Annotated in this window: 13 protein-coding genes and 1 tRNA gene; all 14 read left to right on the forward strand. The window is 56.0% G+C overall.

Annotated elements, in window-relative coordinates; all coding sequences use genetic code 11:
- Window positions 1-1,164, forward strand: a 1,164-nt coding sequence (tuf, locus tag ACTJK7_RS28770; RefSeq protein ID WP_440780296.1) for an elongation factor Tu, incomplete at its 5' end; no start/stop codon positions are given.
- Window positions 1,165-1,217: 53 nt separating this feature from the next.
- Window positions 1,218-1,293 (forward strand) — tRNA-Trp (locus tag ACTJK7_RS28775).
- A gap of 45 nt (window positions 1,294-1,338) precedes the next feature.
- Window positions 1,339-1,707, forward strand: coding sequence for a preprotein translocase subunit SecE (gene secE / locus ACTJK7_RS28780; RefSeq protein WP_007957600.1), 369 nt, complete (start codon window positions 1,339-1,341; stop codon window positions 1,705-1,707).
- Between the two features lie 9 nt (window positions 1,708-1,716).
- Window positions 1,717-2,250: a transcription termination/antitermination protein NusG gene (gene nusG, locus ACTJK7_RS28785; RefSeq protein WP_007957598.1), complete on the forward strand. Its 534-nt coding sequence runs from the start codon at window positions 1,717-1,719 to the stop codon at window positions 2,248-2,250.
- Between the two features lie 117 nt (window positions 2,251-2,367).
- Window positions 2,368-2,799 carry a 50S ribosomal protein L11 gene (rplK, locus tag ACTJK7_RS28790; RefSeq protein WP_003228756.1) on the forward strand — a complete coding sequence of 144 codons (432 nt, stop codon included), beginning with the start codon at window positions 2,368-2,370 and terminating at the stop codon, window positions 2,797-2,799.
- Window positions 2,799-3,494, forward strand: coding sequence for a 50S ribosomal protein L1 (gene rplA, locus ACTJK7_RS28795; RefSeq protein ID WP_011336175.1), 696 nt, complete (start codon window positions 2,799-2,801; stop codon window positions 3,492-3,494). The genes rplK and rplA overlap by 1 nt, the downstream gene beginning before the upstream one ends.
- A 198-nt stretch (window positions 3,495-3,692) precedes the next feature.
- On the forward strand, window positions 3,693-4,193 hold the full coding sequence (rplJ, locus tag ACTJK7_RS28800; protein ID WP_007957597.1) for a 50S ribosomal protein L10: 501 nt from the start codon (window positions 3,693-3,695) through the stop codon (window positions 4,191-4,193).
- A gap of 79 nt (window positions 4,194-4,272) precedes the next feature.
- On the forward strand, window positions 4,273-4,638 hold the full coding sequence (gene rplL / locus ACTJK7_RS28805) for a 50S ribosomal protein L7/L12 (RefSeq protein ID WP_007957596.1): 366 nt from the start codon (window positions 4,273-4,275) through the stop codon (window positions 4,636-4,638).
- Window positions 4,639-4,858: 220 nt separating this feature from the next.
- Window positions 4,859-8,932 carry a DNA-directed RNA polymerase subunit beta gene (gene rpoB / locus ACTJK7_RS28810; protein ID WP_064382248.1) on the forward strand — a complete coding sequence of 1,358 codons (4,074 nt, stop codon included), beginning with the start codon at window positions 4,859-4,861 and terminating at the stop codon, window positions 8,930-8,932.
- A gap of 63 nt (window positions 8,933-8,995) precedes the next feature.
- Window positions 8,996-13,195, forward strand: a complete 4,200-nt coding sequence (gene rpoC / locus ACTJK7_RS28815; RefSeq protein ID WP_007957594.1) for a DNA-directed RNA polymerase subunit beta' — start codon at window positions 8,996-8,998, stop codon at window positions 13,193-13,195.
- Window positions 13,196-13,410: 215 nt separating this feature from the next.
- Window positions 13,411-13,782, forward strand: coding sequence for a 30S ribosomal protein S12 (gene rpsL, locus ACTJK7_RS28820; RefSeq protein ID WP_003186084.1), 372 nt, complete (start codon window positions 13,411-13,413; stop codon window positions 13,780-13,782).
- Window positions 13,783-13,890: 108 nt separating this feature from the next.
- Window positions 13,891-14,364 (forward strand): 30S ribosomal protein S7, encoded by a 474-nt coding sequence (rpsG, locus tag ACTJK7_RS28825; protein ID WP_007957592.1) that lies wholly within the window; start codon window positions 13,891-13,893, stop codon window positions 14,362-14,364.
- 30 nt (window positions 14,365-14,394) lie between these two features.
- A complete protein-coding gene (gene fusA / locus ACTJK7_RS28830; protein WP_064382247.1) occupies window positions 14,395-16,500 on the forward strand; it encodes an elongation factor G in 2,106 nt (701 codons plus the stop codon).
- A gap of 31 nt (window positions 16,501-16,531) precedes the next feature.
- Window positions 16,532-17,568: elongation factor Tu (tuf, locus tag ACTJK7_RS28835; RefSeq protein WP_440781104.1), on the forward strand; the 1,037-nt coding region annotated here is incomplete at its 3' end.

The following is a 17,568-nucleotide window of genomic DNA, read 5'->3' on the forward strand; positions in this document are numbered from 1 at the left end:
CCGCACGTCAACGTTGGCACCATCGGTCACGTAGACCATGGTAAAACCACGCTGACCGCTGCTCTGACTCGCGTTTGCTCCGAAGTTTTCGGTTCGGCCGTAGTTGAATTCGACAAGATCGACAGCGCTCCAGAAGAAAAAGCTCGCGGTATCACCATCAACACCGCGCACGTTGAGTACAACTCGAACATTCGTCACTACGCTCACGTTGACTGCCCAGGTCACGCTGACTACGTGAAGAACATGATCACTGGTGCTGCGCAGATGGACGGCGCGATCCTGGTTTGCTCGGCCGCTGATGGTCCGATGCCACAAACCCGTGAGCACATCCTGCTGTCCCGTCAGGTAGGCGTTCCGTACATCGTGGTTTTCCTGAACAAGGCTGACCTGGTGGACGACGCTGAGCTGCTGGAACTGGTTGAGATGGAAGTTCGCGACCTGCTGTCCACCTACGACTTCCCAGGCGACGACACTCCGATCATCATCGGTTCGGCTCGTATGGCGCTGGAAGGCAAAGACGACAACGAAATGGGCACCACCGCTGTTAAGAAGCTGGTGGAAACTCTGGACAGCTACATCCCAGAGCCAGAGCGTGCTATCGACAAGCCATTCCTGATGCCAATCGAAGACGTATTCTCGATCTCGGGTCGCGGTACTGTTGTAACCGGTCGTATCGAGCGCGGTATCGTTCGTGTTCAAGACGCCCTGGAAATCGTTGGTCTGCGTGACACTACCACCACCACCTGCACCGGTGTTGAGATGTTCCGCAAGCTGCTGGACGAAGGTCGTGCTGGCGAGAACTGCGGCGTTCTGCTGCGTGGCACCAAGCGTGACGACGTTGAGCGTGGTCAGGTTCTGGTTAAGCCGGGTTCGGTTAAGCCGCACACCAAGTTCACTGCAGAAGTTTACGTTCTGAGCAAGGAAGAAGGCGGTCGTCACACTCCGTTCTTCAAAGGCTACCGTCCACAGTTCTACTTCCGTACTACTGACGTGACCGGTAACTGCGAGCTGCCAGAAGGCGTTGAAATGGTAATGCCAGGTGACAACATTCAGATGACTGTTACCCTGATCAAAACCATCGCGATGGAAGACGGTCTGCGTTTTGCAATCCGTGAAGGCGGCCGTACCGTTGGTGCTGGTGTCGTAGCCAAGATCATCGAGTAAACAGTTGTAATGTCTTTTTCAGGCCGGCATAATGGTCGGCCTGATTTTGTTTTAGGTCAGTAGCTCAATTGGCAGAGCGACGGTCTCCAAAACCGTAGGTTGGGGGTTCGATTCCCTCCTGACCTGCCAGATTCACTTGGTGTGTCTGGCTTTCTTTTCACAGGATCTTCATAGATGACTCCTAAAGCTGAAGCTCAAGGCTCTCGCTTCGATTTGCTCAAGTGGCTTGTCGTAGTCGCTTTGGTAATTGTTGGCGTTGTCGGCAATCAGTATTACGCTGCTTCGCCGATCCTGTACCGCGTACTCGCATTGCTTGTTATTGCTGCTGTAGCTGCCTTTGTAGGCCTGCAGACTGCCAAGGGCAAGTCTTTCTTTGTACTGGTTAAGGAAGCTCGCACCGAGATTCGTAAAGTCGTATGGCCAACTCGCCAAGAAACCACGCAAACCACGCTGATTGTTGTGGCTGTTGTTCTGGTTATGGCGTTGCTGTTGTGGGGGCTTGATTCCCTGCTCGGCTGGCTTGTTTCCTTGATTGTCGGCTAAGGGTGTCCCGTGGCTAAGCGTTGGTACGTTGTGCATGCTTACTCGGGTTACGAGAAGCATGTCATGCGTTCGTTGATCGAGCGCGTAAAGCTGGCTGGCATGGAAGATGGCTTCGGCGAAATTCTGGTTCCCACTGAAGAAGTGGTTGAAATGCGTAATGGCCAGAAACGCAAAAGCGAGCGCAAATTCTTCCCAGGTTATGTGCTGGTTCAGATGGACATGAACGAGGGTACTTGGCACTTGGTCAAGGATACTCCTCGGGTGATGGGTTTTATCGGCGGTACTGCTGATAAACCGGCACCAATCACCGATAAAGAAGCTGAGGCGATTCTGCGTCGTGTTGCTGACGGTAGCGACAAGCCGAAGCCGAAGACATTGTTCGAGCCGGGCGAAACCGTTCGAGTCAATGACGGTCCGTTCGCTGACTTTAACGGTGTTGTTGAAGAAGTTAACTACGAAAAGAGCCGGATCCAAGTGGCGGTGCTCATTTTCGGACGCTCTACTCCGGTAGAGTTGGAGTTCAGTCAGGTCGAAAAGGTCTAACTGAGCAAGCATCCCAACCCCGCAGCCCTAGGCTGTGGGGTTTTGTCGTCACTGGGATAAACGCGCAAGTAACCGGGGAGCCTTTCGAGGCGTTCGAACCCGTAATTGGAGTGCCTCATGGCCAAGAAGATTACCGCTTACATCAAGCTGCAAGTGAAGGCCGCTCAGGCTAACCCAAGCCCACCTGTTGGTCCTGCTCTGGGTCAGCACGGCGTGAACATCATGGAATTCTGCAAAGCTTTCAACGCCCGTACCCAGGGTCTGGAAGCTGGTCTGCCGACTCCGGTGATCATCACTGTCTACAGCGACCGTAGCTTCACTTTCGAAACCAAATCCACCCCTGCTTCGGTTCTGCTGAAGAAGGCGGCCGGTCTGACCAGCGGTTCCGCTCGTCCGAACACCGTTAAGGTTGGCACTGTTACCCGTGCTCAGCTGGAAGAAATCGCGAAAACCAAAAACGCGGATCTGACTGCAGCTGATATGGATGCAGCCGTGCGCACTATCGCCGGTTCTGCTCGTAGCATGGGCCTTAACGTGGAGGGTGTGTAATGGCTAAGCTGACCAAGCGCCAAAAGGCTATCGCTGAAAAAATCGAAGCGGGCAAGTCCTACAACTTCGAAGAGGCCGCAACTCTGCTGGCTTCGCTGCCAGCTGCCAAATTCGTCGAGTCGTTCGACGTAGCTGTAAACCTGGGCGTAGACCCGCGTAAATCCGACCAGGTCGTTCGTAGCGCTACTGTGCTGCCACACGGCACTGGCAAGACTGTTCGCGTTGCTGTGTTCACCCAGGGTCCAGCTGCTGAGGCCGCTCTGGCTGCCGGCGCTGACCGTGTAGGTATGGATGAGCTGGCTGCCGAAATGAAAGGCGGCGACCTGAACTATGACGTAGTGATCGCATCCCCGGATGCCATGCGCGTTGTAGGTCAACTGGGCCAGATCCTCGGTCCACGTGGTCTGATGCCTAACCCGAAAGTCGGCACTGTTACCCCAGACGTCGCTACCGCGGTCAAAAATGCCAAGGCTGGTCAGGTTCGTTATCGCACCGACAAAAACGGCATCATCCACACTTCCGTTGGCAAGATCGGCTTCGATGCCGTCAAGCTGAAGGAAAACGTTGAAGCCCTGATCGCTGATCTGAAGCGTATCAAGCCAGCTTCTTCGAAAGGTATCTACGTCAAGCGCGTTACCCTGAGCACCACTATGGGCCCAGGTCTGGTCATCGACCAGAGCTCGCTGGACGCGTAAGACAAAAATTGGCGCAGTTAACTGCGCCAATTGAAAGATTGGGGTCCCTGCCTGGCGGGGGCTATCCAAGACCGTAGGCGACGCAAGTCTTAAACCTCAAGCCTACGCAGATGGTGCTCCCGGTTCCTTACCGAATCAGACACCAAAACGACATTCGGTTTCGATCGGATGAAACGGTAACAAGCAGGAGTTAAACCCGTGGCAATTAATCTCGAAGACAAGAAGGCCATCGTCGCTGAAGTCAACGAGGCTGCCAAAGTCGCTCTGTCCGCTGTCGTGGTTGATGCCCGTGGCGTAACAGTAGGCGCAATGACCGGACTCCGTAAAGAGGCTCGTGAAGCTGGCGTTTACGTACGTGTTGTACGTAACACCCTGCTCAAGCGCGCTGTTGCTGACACTCCTTACAGTGTCCTCAACGACGTGTTCACCGGCCCGACCCTGATTGCATTCTCCAACGAACACCCGGGCGCTGCTGCTCGTCTGTTCAAGGAATTTGCCAAGGGTCAGGATAAGTTCGAGATCAAGGCAGCTTCGTTCGAGGGCAAGTTCCTCGCAGCGAATGAGATCGACGTGCTGGCAAGCCTGCCAACTCGCGACGAAGCTATTGCGAAACTGATGAGCGTGATTCAAGGCGCTACCAGCAAGCTGGCTCGTACTCTGGCGGCAATTCGCGATCAGAAAGAAGCAGCTGCAGCCTGAGGCTGAGCGTTTCCACTCTCGCGTATTTTTGTTTATTTCGACGGCCGTGCAGGCTGTCCACCAAATCAGGAATTGAGTCATGTCTCTGACTAACGAACAAATCATCGAAGCAATCGGCCAGAAAACCGTTCTGGAAGTTGTTGAGCTGATCAAAGCAATGGAAGAAACCTTCGGCGTGACCGCTGCTGTTGCTGCTGCTGGTCCAGCTGCTGCTGCCGCTGTTGTTGAAGAGCAAACCGAGTTCAACGTTGTTCTGGTTGAAGCCGGCGAGAAGAAAGTAAACGTGATCAAGGCAGTTCGCGAACTGACCGGTCTGGGCCTGAAAGAAGCCAAAGAGAAAGTCGACGGCGCTCCTCAGGTTGTAGCTGAAGGCGTTTCGAAAGAAGCTGCTGAAGACGCTAAGAAGAAGCTGGAAGAAGCAGGCGCTAAAGTCGAGCTGAAGTAAGCACCGACTTTGCTCCTCCAGCCCGAGCGTCAAGCGACAGGCTGATGGCTGGTGGCTCTTGCCACCGGCCTTTTTCCGTTATTGGCAGCCGACTGGGTCGGTGTCGATAACGAGTTGTAACCACCCGATGCGGTGGCGCAAACCATGGGGTTTGCACGATTTTCTGGCTGCTCCCGTCGGGAGGGGCCAAACAAGCAGGTGACCAAGCTGGGGAACGCTGATGGCTTACTCATATACTGAGAAAAAACGTATCCGCAAGGACTTTAGCAAGTTGCCGGACGTCATGGATGTGCCTTACCTCCTGGCCATCCAGCTGGATTCGTATCGTGAATTCTTGCAAGCGGGAGCGACTAAAGATCAGTTCCGCGACGTGGGCCTGCATGCGGCCTTCAAATCCGTTTTCCCGATCATCAGCTACTCCGGCAATGCTGCGCTGGAGTACGTCGGTTATCGCCTGGGCGAACCGGCATTTGATGTCAAAGAATGCGTATTGCGCGGTGTAACTTTCGCCGTACCTTTGCGGGTAAAAGTGCGCCTGATCATTTTCGACAAAGAATCGTCGAACAAAGCGATCAAGGACATCAAAGAGCAAGAAGTCTACATGGGTGAAATCCCATTGATGACTGAGAACGGTACCTTCGTAATCAACGGTACCGAGCGTGTTATCGTTTCCCAGCTGCACCGTTCCCCGGGCGTGTTCTTCGACCACGACCGTGGCAAGACGCACAGCTCCGGCAAACTGCTGTACTCCGCGCGCATCATTCCTTACCGCGGTTCGTGGCTGGACTTCGAGTTCGACCCGAAAGACTGCGTCTTCGTGCGTATCGACCGTCGTCGCAAGCTGCCGGCCTCGGTTTTGCTGCGTGCACTCGGTTACACCACCGAAGAAGTGCTGGACGCGTTCTACACCACCAACGTATTCCACCTGAGCGGCGAAACCCTCAGCCTGGAACTGGTGCCATCGCGCCTGCGTGGTGAAGTTGCGGTTCTGGACATCCAGGATGAGAAGGGCAAGGTCATCGTTGAGCAAGGCCGCCGTATTACCGCGCGCCACATCAACCAGATCGAAAAAGCCGGAATCAAGACGCTGGATGTGCCGCTGGACTACGTCCTCGGTCGTACGACCGCGAAGGCCATCGTGCACCCGGCTACCGGTGAGATCCTGGCAGAGTGCAACACCGAGCTGTCGACCGAGATCCTGGCGAAAATCGCCAAGGCCGGCGTCGTACGCATCGAGACTCTGTACACCAACGACATCGACTGCGGTCCGTTCGTCTCCGACACGCTGAAGATCGACTCCACCAGCAACCAATTGGAAGCGCTGGTCGAGATCTATCGCATGATGCGTCCAGGCGAGCCGCCAACCAAGGACGCTGCCGAGACCCTGTTCAACAACCTGTTCTTCAGCCCTGAGCGTTACGATCTCTCTGCGGTCGGCCGGATGAAGTTCAACCGTCGTATCGGTCGTACCGAGATCGAAGGTTCGGGCGTGCTGTGCAAGGAAGACATCGTCGCGGTACTGAAGACTCTGGTCGACATCCGTAACGGTAAAGGCATCGTCGATGACATCGACCACCTGGGTAACCGTCGTGTTCGCTGCGTAGGCGAAATGGCCGAGAACCAGTTCCGCGTTGGCCTGGTACGTGTTGAGCGTGCGGTCAAAGAGCGCCTGTCGATGGCTGAAAGCGAAGGCCTGATGCCGCAAGATCTGATCAACGCCAAGCCAGTGGCTGCGGCGGTGAAAGAATTCTTCGGTTCCAGCCAGCTGTCGCAGTTCATGGACCAGAACAACCCGCTGTCCGAGATCACCCACAAGCGTCGTGTCTCTGCACTCGGCCCTGGCGGTCTGACTCGTGAGCGCGCGGGCTTCGAAGTTCGTGACGTACACCCGACTCACTACGGTCGTGTCTGCCCGATTGAAACGCCGGAAGGTCCGAACATCGGTCTGATCAACTCCCTGGCTGCTTACGCTCGCACCAACCAGTACGGCTTCCTCGAGAGCCCGTACCGCGTGGTGAAAGAGGGTGTGGTCACCGACGACATCGTGTTCCTGTCCGCCATTGAAGAAGCCGATCACGTGATCGCGCAGGCTTCGGCGACCATGAACGAGCAGAAAGTCCTGGTCGACGAACTGGTGGCCGTACGTCACCTGAACGAATTCACCGTCAAGGCGCCGGAAGACGTCACCTTGATGGACGTTTCGCCGAAGCAGGTAGTTTCGGTTGCAGCGTCGCTGATTCCGTTCCTCGAGCACGACGACGCCAACCGTGCATTGATGGGTTCGAACATGCAGCGTCAAGCTGTACCAACCCTGCGCGCTGACAAGCCGCTGGTCGGTACCGGCATGGAGCGTAACGTGGCTCGCGACTCCGGCGTTTGCGTCGTGGCTCGTCGTGGCGGCGTGATCGACTCCGTTGATGCCAGCCGTATCGTGGTTCGTGTTGCTGATGACGAAGTTGAAACCGGCGAAGCGGGTGTCGACATCTACAACCTGACCAAATACACCCGCTCGAACCAGAACACCTGCATCAACCAGCGTCCGTTGGTGAGCAAGGGTGATCGTGTTCAGCGTGGCGACATCATGGCCGACGGCCCGTCCACCGACATGGGTGAACTGGCTCTGGGTCAGAACATGCGCATCGCGTTCATGGCGTGGAACGGCTTCAACTTCGAAGACTCCATCTGCCTGTCCGAGCGTGTGGTTCAGGAAGACCGTTTCACCACGATCCACATTCAGGAACTGACCTGTGTGGCACGTGACACCAAGCTTGGCCCAGAGGAAATCACTGCGGACATCCCTAACGTGGGTGAAGCTGCGCTGAACAAGCTGGACGAAGCCGGTATCGTTTACGTAGGTGCTGAAGTTGGCGCAGGCGACATCCTGGTAGGCAAGGTCACTCCAAAAGGCGAGACCCAGCTGACTCCGGAAGAAAAACTGCTGCGCGCAATCTTCGGTGAAAAAGCCAGCGACGTTAAAGACACTTCCCTGCGCGTGCCAACGGGCACCAAAGGTACTGTCATCGACGTACAGGTCTTCACGCGTGACGGCGTTGAGCGTGATGCTCGTGCGCTGTCGATCGAGAAGTCCCAGCTGGACGAGATCCGCAAGGATCTGAACGAAGAGTTCCGCATCGTTGAAGGCGCGACCTTCGAGCGTCTGCGTTCCGCTCTGGTAGGCCACAAGGCTGAAGGCGGCGCGGGCCTGAAGAAAGGTCAGGACATCACCGACGAAGTACTCGACGGTCTTGAGCATGGTCAGTGGTTCAAACTGCGCATGGCTGAAGATGCTCTGAACGAGCAGCTCGAGAAGGCTCAGGCCTACATCGTTGATCGTCGCCGTCTGCTGGACGACAAGTTCGAAGACAAAAAGCGCAAACTGCAGCAGGGCGATGACCTGGCTCCAGGCGTGCTGAAGATCGTCAAGGTTTACCTGGCAATCCGTCGTCGCATCCAGCCGGGCGACAAGATGGCCGGTCGTCACGGTAACAAAGGTGTGGTCTCCGTGATCATGCCGGTTGAAGACATGCCGCACGATGCCAATGGCACCCCGGTCGACGTGGTCCTCAACCCGCTGGGCGTACCTTCGCGTATGAACGTTGGTCAGATCCTTGAAACCCACCTGGGCCTCGCGGCCAAAGGTCTGGGCGAGAAGATCAACCGGATGGTCGAAGAGCAGCGTAAAGTCGCTGAGCTGCGTACCTTCCTGGACGAGATCTACAACCAGATCGGCGGTCGTAACGAAGATCTGGACAGCTTCTCCGATCAGGAAATCCTGGATCTGGCGAAGAACCTGCGTGGCGGCGTTCCAATGGCCACTCCAGTGTTCGACGGTGCCAAGGAAAGCGAAATCAAGGCCATGCTGAAACTGGCAGACCTGCCAGAAAGCGGCCAGATGCAGCTGACCGACGGCCGTACCGGCAACAAGTTCGAGCGTCCAGTTACCGTTGGCTACATGTACATGCTGAAGCTGAACCACTTGGTAGACGACAAGATGCACGCGCGTTCTACCGGTTCGTACAGCCTGGTTACCCAGCAGCCGCTGGGTGGTAAGGCGCAGTTCGGTGGTCAGCGTTTCGGGGAGATGGAGGTCTGGGCACTGGAAGCATACGGTGCTGCTTACACTCTGCAAGAAATGCTCACAGTGAAGTCGGACGATGTGAACGGCCGGACCAAGATGTACAAAAACATCGTGGACGGCGATCACCGTATGGAGCCGGGCATGCCCGAGTCCTTCAACGTGTTGATCAAGGAAATTCGTTCCCTCGGCATCGATATCGATCTGGAAACCGAATAACACGTGACGCGATCGAGAGCGGGGCAGGATTGCCCGCTCTCTGCTCCGCCAGGAGGAAAGGCCTTGAAAGACCTACTGAATTTGCTGAAAAACCAGGGTCAAGTCGAAGAGTTCGACGCCATCCGTATCGGATTGGCCTCGCCTGAGATGATCCGCTCGTGGTCGTTCGGTGAAGTTAAAAAGCCGGAAACCATCAACTACCGTACGTTCAAACCTGAGCGTGACGGTCTGTTCTGCGCCAAGATCTTTGGCCCGGTAAAGGATTACGAGTGCCTGTGCGGTAAGTACAAGCGCTTGAAGCACCGTGGTGTGATCTGCGAGAAGTGCGGCGTTGAAGTTGCACTCGCCAAGGTTCGTCGTGAGCGCATGGCGCACATCGAACTGGCTTCGCCGGTTGCCCACATCTGGTTCCTGAAATCGCTGCCGTCCCGTATCGGCCTGCTGATGGACATGACCCTGCGTGATATCGAGCGCGTTCTCTACTTCGAGAGCTATGTCGTTATCGACCCGGGCATGACCACTCTTGAAAAAGGTCAGCTGCTGAACGACGAGCAGTACTTCGAAGCGCTGGAAGAGTTCGGTGACGATTTCGACGCCCGCATGGGTGCCGAAGCTGTCCGCGAACTGCTGCACGCTATCGACCTGGAACACGAGATTGGCCGTCTGCGTGAAGAGATTCCGCAAACCAACTCCGAAACCAAGATCAAGAAGCTGTCCAAGCGTCTGAAGTTGATGGAAGCCTTTCAGGGTTCCGGCAACCTGCCGGAGTGGATGGTGCTGACCGTTCTGCCGGTTCTGCCGCCAGATCTGCGTCCGCTGGTCCCGCTGGATGGCGGTCGTTTCGCGACTTCCGACCTCAACGATCTGTATCGTCGAGTGATCAACCGTAACAACCGTTTGAAGCGCCTGCTGGATCTGTCCGCTCCGGACATCATCGTGCGCAACGAAAAGCGTATGTTGCAGGAAGCTGTCGATGCACTGCTCGACAACGGTCGTCGTGGCCGCGCTATCACCGGTTCGAACAAGCGTCCTCTGAAATCCCTGGCTGACATGATCAAGGGTAAGCAAGGTCGTTTCCGTCAGAACTTGCTCGGTAAGCGTGTTGACTACTCGGGTCGTTCGGTAATTACCGTAGGTCCGACCCTGCGTCTGCACCAGTGCGGTCTGCCGAAGAAGATGGCTCTCGAGCTGTTCAAACCGTTCATTTTCGGCAAGCTGGAAATGCGTGGTCTGGCGACCACCATCAAAGCGGCCAAGAAAATGGTTGAGCGCGAACTGCCAGAGGTTTGGGACGTTCTCGCTGAGGTGATTCGCGAACACCCGGTTCTTCTCAACCGTGCACCGACCCTTCACCGTCTGGGTATCCAGGCGTTTGAACCGGTACTGATCGAAGGTAAGGCTATCCAGCTGCACCCTCTGGTCTGCGCCGCGTACAACGCCGACTTCGACGGCGACCAAATGGCCGTGCACGTACCGCTGACGTTGGAAGCCCAGCTCGAAGCGCGTGCGTTGATGATGTCGACCAACAACATTCTGTCGCCAGCCAACGGTGAGCCAATCATCGTTCCGTCGCAGGACGTTGTATTGGGTCTGTACTACATGACTCGTGAAGCGATCAACGCCAAGGGCGAAGGTCGTGTGTTTGCGGATCTGCAGGAAGTTGACCGTGTGTTCCGTGCCGGCGAAGCCGCACTGCACGCCAAGATCAAGGTTCGTATCAACGAAACCGTGAACGATCGTGACGGCAACAGCGTGAACAACACCCGTATCGTCGACACCACTGTCGGCCGTGCGCTGCTGTTCCAGGTTGTGCCAAAAGGTCTGTCGTTCGACGTCGTCAACCTGCCGATGAAGAAAAAGGCGATCTCCAAACTGATCAACCAGTGCTACCGCGTGGTTGGTCTGAAAGAGACCGTGATCTTCGCTGACCAGTTGATGTACACCGGTTTTGCCTACTCGACCATCTCCGGCGTTTCCATCGGTGTTAACGACTTCGTTATCCCGGATGAAAAAGCCCGCATCATCGGTGCAGCCACCGACGAAGTGAAAGAGATCGAGAGCCAGTACGCCTCCGGCCTGGTAACCCAGGGCGAGAAGTACAACAAAGTGATCGACCTTTGGTCGAAAGCGAACGACGAAGTCTCCAAGGCGATGATGGCCAACCTCTCGAAAGAGAAAGTCATCGACCGTCACGGCGACGAAGTCGAGCAAGAATCGTTCAACTCGATGTACATGATGGCCGACTCGGGTGCGCGGGGTTCCGCAGCACAGATTCGTCAGCTGGCCGGTATGCGTGGTCTGATGGCCAAGCCGGACGGTTCCATCATTGAAACGCCGATTACTGCGAACTTCCGTGAAGGTCTGAGCGTACTCCAGTACTTCATCTCGACTCACGGTGCTCGTAAAGGTCTGGCGGATACCGCGTTGAAAACTGCGAACTCCGGTTACCTGACTCGTCGTCTGGTAGACGTGGCGCAGGATCTGGTCGTGACCGAGATCGATTGCGGCACCGAACACGGTCTGCTGATGACTCCGCACATTGAAGGCGGTGACGTTGTAGAGCCGTTGGGTGAGCGCGTATTGGGTCGTGTCATCGCCCGTGACGTATTCAAGCCGGGTACCGAGGACGTCATCGTTCCTGCTGGCACCCTGGTAGACGAGAAGTGGGTCGAGTTCATCGAGCTGAACAGCATCGACGAAGTGATCGTGCGTTCGCCGATCAGCTGCGAAACCCGCTATGGCATTTGCGCCAAGTGCTACGGCCGTGACCTGGCTCGTGGTCACCAGGTGAACATCGGTGAAGCGGTCGGCGTTATCGCTGCCCAGTCCATCGGTGAGCCGGGTACCCAGCTGACGATGCGTACGTTCCACATCGGTGGTGCGGCAAGCCGTACTTCCGCAGCCGACAGCGTTCAGGTGAAGAATGGCGGTACCGTCCGTCTGCACAACCTGAAACACGTTGAGCGTGTGGATGGCAACCTGGTTGCTGTGTCCCGTTCCGGTGAGCTGGCAATCGCTGACGACTTCGGTCGTGAGCGCGAGCGTTACAAGCTGCCGTACGGTGCTGTGATTTCGGTTAAAGAAGGTGACAAGGTCGACGCTGGCGCAATCGTGGCCAAGTGGGATCCGCACACTCACCCGATCGTTACCGAAATGAAAGGTACCGTGACCTACGTGGGCATGGAAGAAGGCATCACGATCAAGCGTCAGACTGACGAATTGACCGGTATGACCAACATTGAAGTACTCGATGCCAAAGACCGTCCGGCTGCCGGTAAGGACATCCGTCCTGCGGTGAAGATGGTTGATGACAACGGCAAGGATCTGTTGCTGCCAGGCACTGACGTTATCGCTCAGTACTTCCTGCCAGCCAACGCCCTGGTCGGTGTTGCGGACGGTGCGAAGATTGCGATCGGTGATGTTATCGCTCGTATCCCGCAAGAAACTTCGAAAACCCGTGACATCACCGGTGGTTTGCCGCGTGTTGCCGACTTGTTCGAAGCCCGTCGTCCGAAAGAAGCGTCGATTCTGGCTGAAGTCAGCGGCACCATCGCGTTCGGTAAAGAGACCAAAGGCAAGCGCCGTCTGGTCATTACCCCGAACGACGGTAGCGATCCGTACGAAGAGCTGATTCCGAAGTGGCGTCACCTGAACGTGTTCGAAGGCGAACAGGTAAACCGCGGCGAAGTTATCTCCGACGGTCCGAGCGATCCGCACGACATCCTGCGTCTGCTGGGTGTGAGCGCGCTGGCCAAGTACATCGTCAACGAGATCCAGGACGTTTACCGTCTGCAAGGCGTGAAGATCAACGACAAGCACATCGAGACCATCCTGCGTCAGATGCTGCGTAAAGTTGAGATCTCCGAGTCCGGCGATTCCAGCTTCATCAAGGGCGACCAGATGGAACTGACTCACGTTCTGGTAGAGAACGAGCGTCTGAACGCGGAAGACAAGTTTGTCTCCAAGTTCACCCGCGTTCTGCTGGGTATCACCAAGGCGTCGTTGTCGACCGAATCGTTCATCTCGGCGGCTTCCTTCCAGGAAACCACCCGCGTGCTGACCGAGGCGGCCGTAACCGGCAAGCGCGATTACCTGCGCGGCCTGAAAGAAAACGTGGTCGTGGGTCGTCTGATCCCGGCCGGTACCGGTCTGGCCTATCACAGCGAGCGCAAGCGTCGTCGTGATGCAGACAAGCCGTTGCGCGTAAGCGCCAGTGAAGTGGAAGCTGCACTGACCGAAGCGCTGAACTCGAGCGGTAACTGAGTTCTGCGAAAAATGAGCTGAGGCCCTGATCAAGCCGTTCATCGAATCGAGACAATTTGTCGAGGTTCGACAAGCGGGGAGGTCGGGGCCTTGCCTTGACTGGGGACAAGATCCTCTTTAGACTCTTGATCCCCTAAATTTGGCGGGAATTCGTTCCTGCCATTTTGCTTTTCTTGCAAGACAATAGCGTCGCAAGACAACAGTGGAGCTAGTAGATGGCAACTATCAACCAGCTGGTACGTCAGCCGCGTAAGCGTATCGTCGAGAAATCCGACGTGCCTGCGCTGCAGAACTGCCCGCAACGTCGTGGCGTGTGCACCCGTGTGTACACCACTACGCCGAAAAAACCTAACTCGGCACTGCGTAAAGTATGCCGTGTGCGTCTGACCAACGGTTTCGAGGTTTCCTCGTACATCGGTGGTGAAGGCCACAACCTGCAAGAGCACAGCGTGGTACTGATCCGCGGCGGTCGTGTAAAAGACTTGCCAGGTGTTCGTTACCACACCGTTCGCGGCTCCTTGGATACTTCCGGCGTTAAAGGCCGTAACCAGGGTCGTTCGAAGTACGGTACCAAGCGTCCGAAGTAATCGGCCGTTTTGCAGATTTTCATTTTATTGAGTCGATAAGAGTAAGGTCGGGCGCGCATCCACTGGATCTGTCCCGAGCTAACCTGAAGACCGTTTGAGGGCTTATCAATGCCAAGACGTCGCGTAGCAGCAAAGCGTGAGATTCTGGACGATCCGAAATACGGAAGCCAAATCCTCGCCAAATTCATGAACCACGTTATGGAAAGCGGCAAGAAAGCCGTTGCCGAGCGTATCGTTTATGGTGCCCTGGAAACCGTTGCGGCTCGCAAGACCGGCACCGATCCCCTGGAACTCTTCGAAAAAGCACTCGACGCCATCGCTCCGCTGGTCGAAGTGAAGTCGCGCCGCGTTGGTGGTGCTACTTACCAGGTTCCGGTCGAGGTTCGTCCGTCCCGTCGTAACGCTCTGGCAATGCGCTGGTTGGTAGACTTCGCCCGCAAGCGCGGCGAGAAGTCCATGGCTCTGCGCTTGGCTGGCGAACTGCTGGATGCTGCTGAAGGTAAAGGTGCTGCTGTTAAGAAGCGTGAAGACGTGCACCGTATGGCCGAAGCTAACAAAGCTTTCTCGCACTACCGCTTCTAATTTTAGCTTCACTAATTTTGCGAGGGCTTTATGGCTCGTACTACTCCGATTAGTCGCTACCGTAACATCGGTATCGTCGCTCACGTGGATGCTGGTAAAACCACCACCACCGAGCGCGTCCTTTTTTACACTGGCAAAAGTCACAAAATGGGCGAGGTGCATGACGGCGCCGCGACCACGGACTGGATGGTTCAGGAGCAGGAGCGTGGTATTACCATTACTTCTGCTGCCATTACCGCCTTCTGGAAAGGTTCCGAGAAGCAGTACCCACACGAGCATCGCTTCAACGTAATCGATACCCCGGGCCACGTAGACTTCACCATTGAAGTGGAACGTTCCCTGCGCGTACTCGACGGCGCTGTCGTGGTGTTCTGCGGTACTTCGGGTGTTGAGCCTCAGTCGGAAACCGTATGGCGTCAGGCCAACAAATACGGCGTTCCACGTCTTGTTTACGTAAACAAGATGGACCGTGCTGGTGCCAACTTCCTGCGCGTGATCGGTCAGATCAAACAGCGTCTGGGTCACACTCCGGTGCCGATCCAGCTGGCTATCGGTTCGGAAGACAACTTCCAGGGCCAGATCGACCTGATCAACATGCAAGCTGTCTACTGGAACGACTCTGACAAGGGTATGGTTCCGGTTCGCAAGGAAATCCCTGCGGACATGCTTGAACTGGCTGAAGAATGGCGCAACAACATGGTTGAAGCCGCCGCCGAAGCCAGCGAAGAGCTGATGAACAAGTACCTGGAAGGTGAAGAGCTGTCGATCGCCGAGATCAAGGCTGCTCTGCGTCAGCGTACTATCGCCGGCGAAATCGTTCTGGCTGTTTGCGGTTCTTCGTTCAAGAACAAGGGCGTTCCCCTGGTTCTCGACGCCGTTATCGACTTCCTGCCTGCTCCGACCGACATTCCTGCTATCAAGGGTTCCAACCCTGATAACGAGGAAGAAGAGATGGAGCGTCATGCAAGCGACGACGAGCCGTTCGCGGCGCTGGCGTTCAAGATCGCTACCGACCCATTCGTGGGTACCTTGACCTTCGTCCGTGTTTACTCGGGCGTGTTGAACTCCGGCGACGGCGTGATCAACTCGGTTAAAGGCAAGAAAGAGCGCGTGGGTCGTATGGTGCAAATGCACGCAAACGCCCGTGAAGAGATCAAGGAAGTGCGCGCTGGCGACATCGCGGCCCTGATCGGCATGAAGGACGTCACCACTGGTGAAACCCTCTGCAACGCTGACAAGCCAATCATCCTGGTTCGCATGGACTTCCCGGAGCCGGTTATTTCGGTTGCCGTAGAGCCTAAGACCAAGGATGACCAGGAAAAAATGGGTATCGCTCTGGGCAAACTTGCTCAGGAAGACCCGTCTTTCCGCGTTAAAACTGATGAAGAGACTGGTCAAACGATCATCTCCGGCATGGGCGAGCTGCACCTGGACATCCTGGTTGACCGGATGCGCCGTGAGTTCAACGTCGAAGCCAACATCGGCAAGCCACAGGTTTCGTACCGTGAGCGCATCACGAAGAGCTGCGAAGTCGAAGGCAAGTTCGTTCGTCAGTCCGGTGGTCGTGGCCAGTTTGGTCACTGCTGGATTCGCTTTGCTCCTGCTGACGAAGGTCAGGAAGGTCTGCAATTCCTGAACGAAGTAGTGGGTGGTGTGGTTCCTAAGGAATACATCCCGGCTATCCAGAAGGGTATCGAAGAGCAGATGAAGAACGGCGTTGTTGCCGGCTATCCGCTGATCGGCCTGAAGGCTACCGTGTTCGATGGTTCTTACCACGACGTCGACTCCAACGAGATGGCGTTTAAAGTGGCTGCTTCCATGGCGACCAAGCAACTGGCCCAGAAGGGCGGTGGTGAGTTGCTCGAGCCGATCATGGCGGTAGAGGTTGTTACGCCTGAAGACTATATGGGTGATGTAATGGGCGACCTTAACCGTCGTCGCGGCTTGATCCAGGGTATGGAAGACACAGTGTCCGGCAAGGTTATCCGTGCCGAAGTTCCACTGGGCGAAATGTTCGGTTATGCAACCGACGTTCGTTCCATGTCCCAGGGTCGCGCAAGCTACTCTATGGAATTCAAAAAATACGATACGGCTCCGTCGCACATCGTCGAATCCGTTACCAAAAAACAAGGCTGATTCAGCCCCTTTAGGCTAGGAGTTAATTGTCGTGGCTAAAGAAAAATTTGATCGTTCCCTACCGCACGTCAACGTTGGCACCATCGGTCACGTAGACCATGGTAAAACCACGCTGACCGCTGCTCTGACTCGCGTTTGCTCCGAAGTTTTCGGTTCGGCCGTAGTTGAATTCGACAAGATCGACAGCGCTCCAGAAGAAAAAGCTCGCGGTATCACCATCAACACCGCGCACGTTGAGTACAACTCGAACATTCGTCACTACGCTCACGTTGACTGCCCAGGTCACGCTGACTACGTGAAGAACATGATCACTGGTGCTGCGCAGATGGACGGCGCGATCCTGGTTTGCTCGGCCGCTGATGGTCCGATGCCACAAACCCGTGAGCACATCCTGCTGTCCCGTCAGGTAGGCGTTCCGTACATCGTGGTTTTCCTGAACAAGGCTGACCTGGTGGACGACGCTGAGCTGCTGGAACTGGTTGAGATGGAAGTTCGCGACCTGCTGTCCACCTACGACTTCCCAGGCGACGACACTCCGATCATCATCGGTTCGGCTCGTATGGCGCTGGAAGGCAAAGACGACAACGAAATGGGCACCACCGCTGTTAAGAAGCTGGTGGAAACTCTGGACAGCTACATCCCAGAGCCAGAGCGTGCTATCGACAAGCCATTCCTGATGCCAATCGAAGACGTATTCTCGATCTCGGGTCGCGGTACTGTTGTAACCGGTCGTATCGAGCGCGGTATCGTTCGTGTTCAAGACGCCCTGGAAATCGTTGGTCTGCGTGACACTACCACCACCACCTGCACCGGTGTTGAGATGTTCCGCAAGCTGCTGGACGAAGGTCGTGCTGGCGAGAACTGCGGCGTTCTGCTGCGTGGCACCAAGCGTGACGACGTTGAGCGTGGTCAGGTTCTGGTTAAGCCGGGTTCGGTTAAGCCGCACACCAAGTTCACTGCAGAAGTTTACGTTCTGAGCAAGGAAGAAGGCGGTCGTCACACTCCGTTCTTCAAAGGCTACCGTCCACAGTTCTACTTCCGTACTACTGACGTGACCGGTAACTGCGA

Source organism: Pseudomonas sp. 22085, assembly GCF_052045815.1.
Taxonomy (GTDB): Bacteria; Pseudomonadota; Gammaproteobacteria; order Pseudomonadales; family Pseudomonadaceae; genus Aquipseudomonas; species Aquipseudomonas glycinae.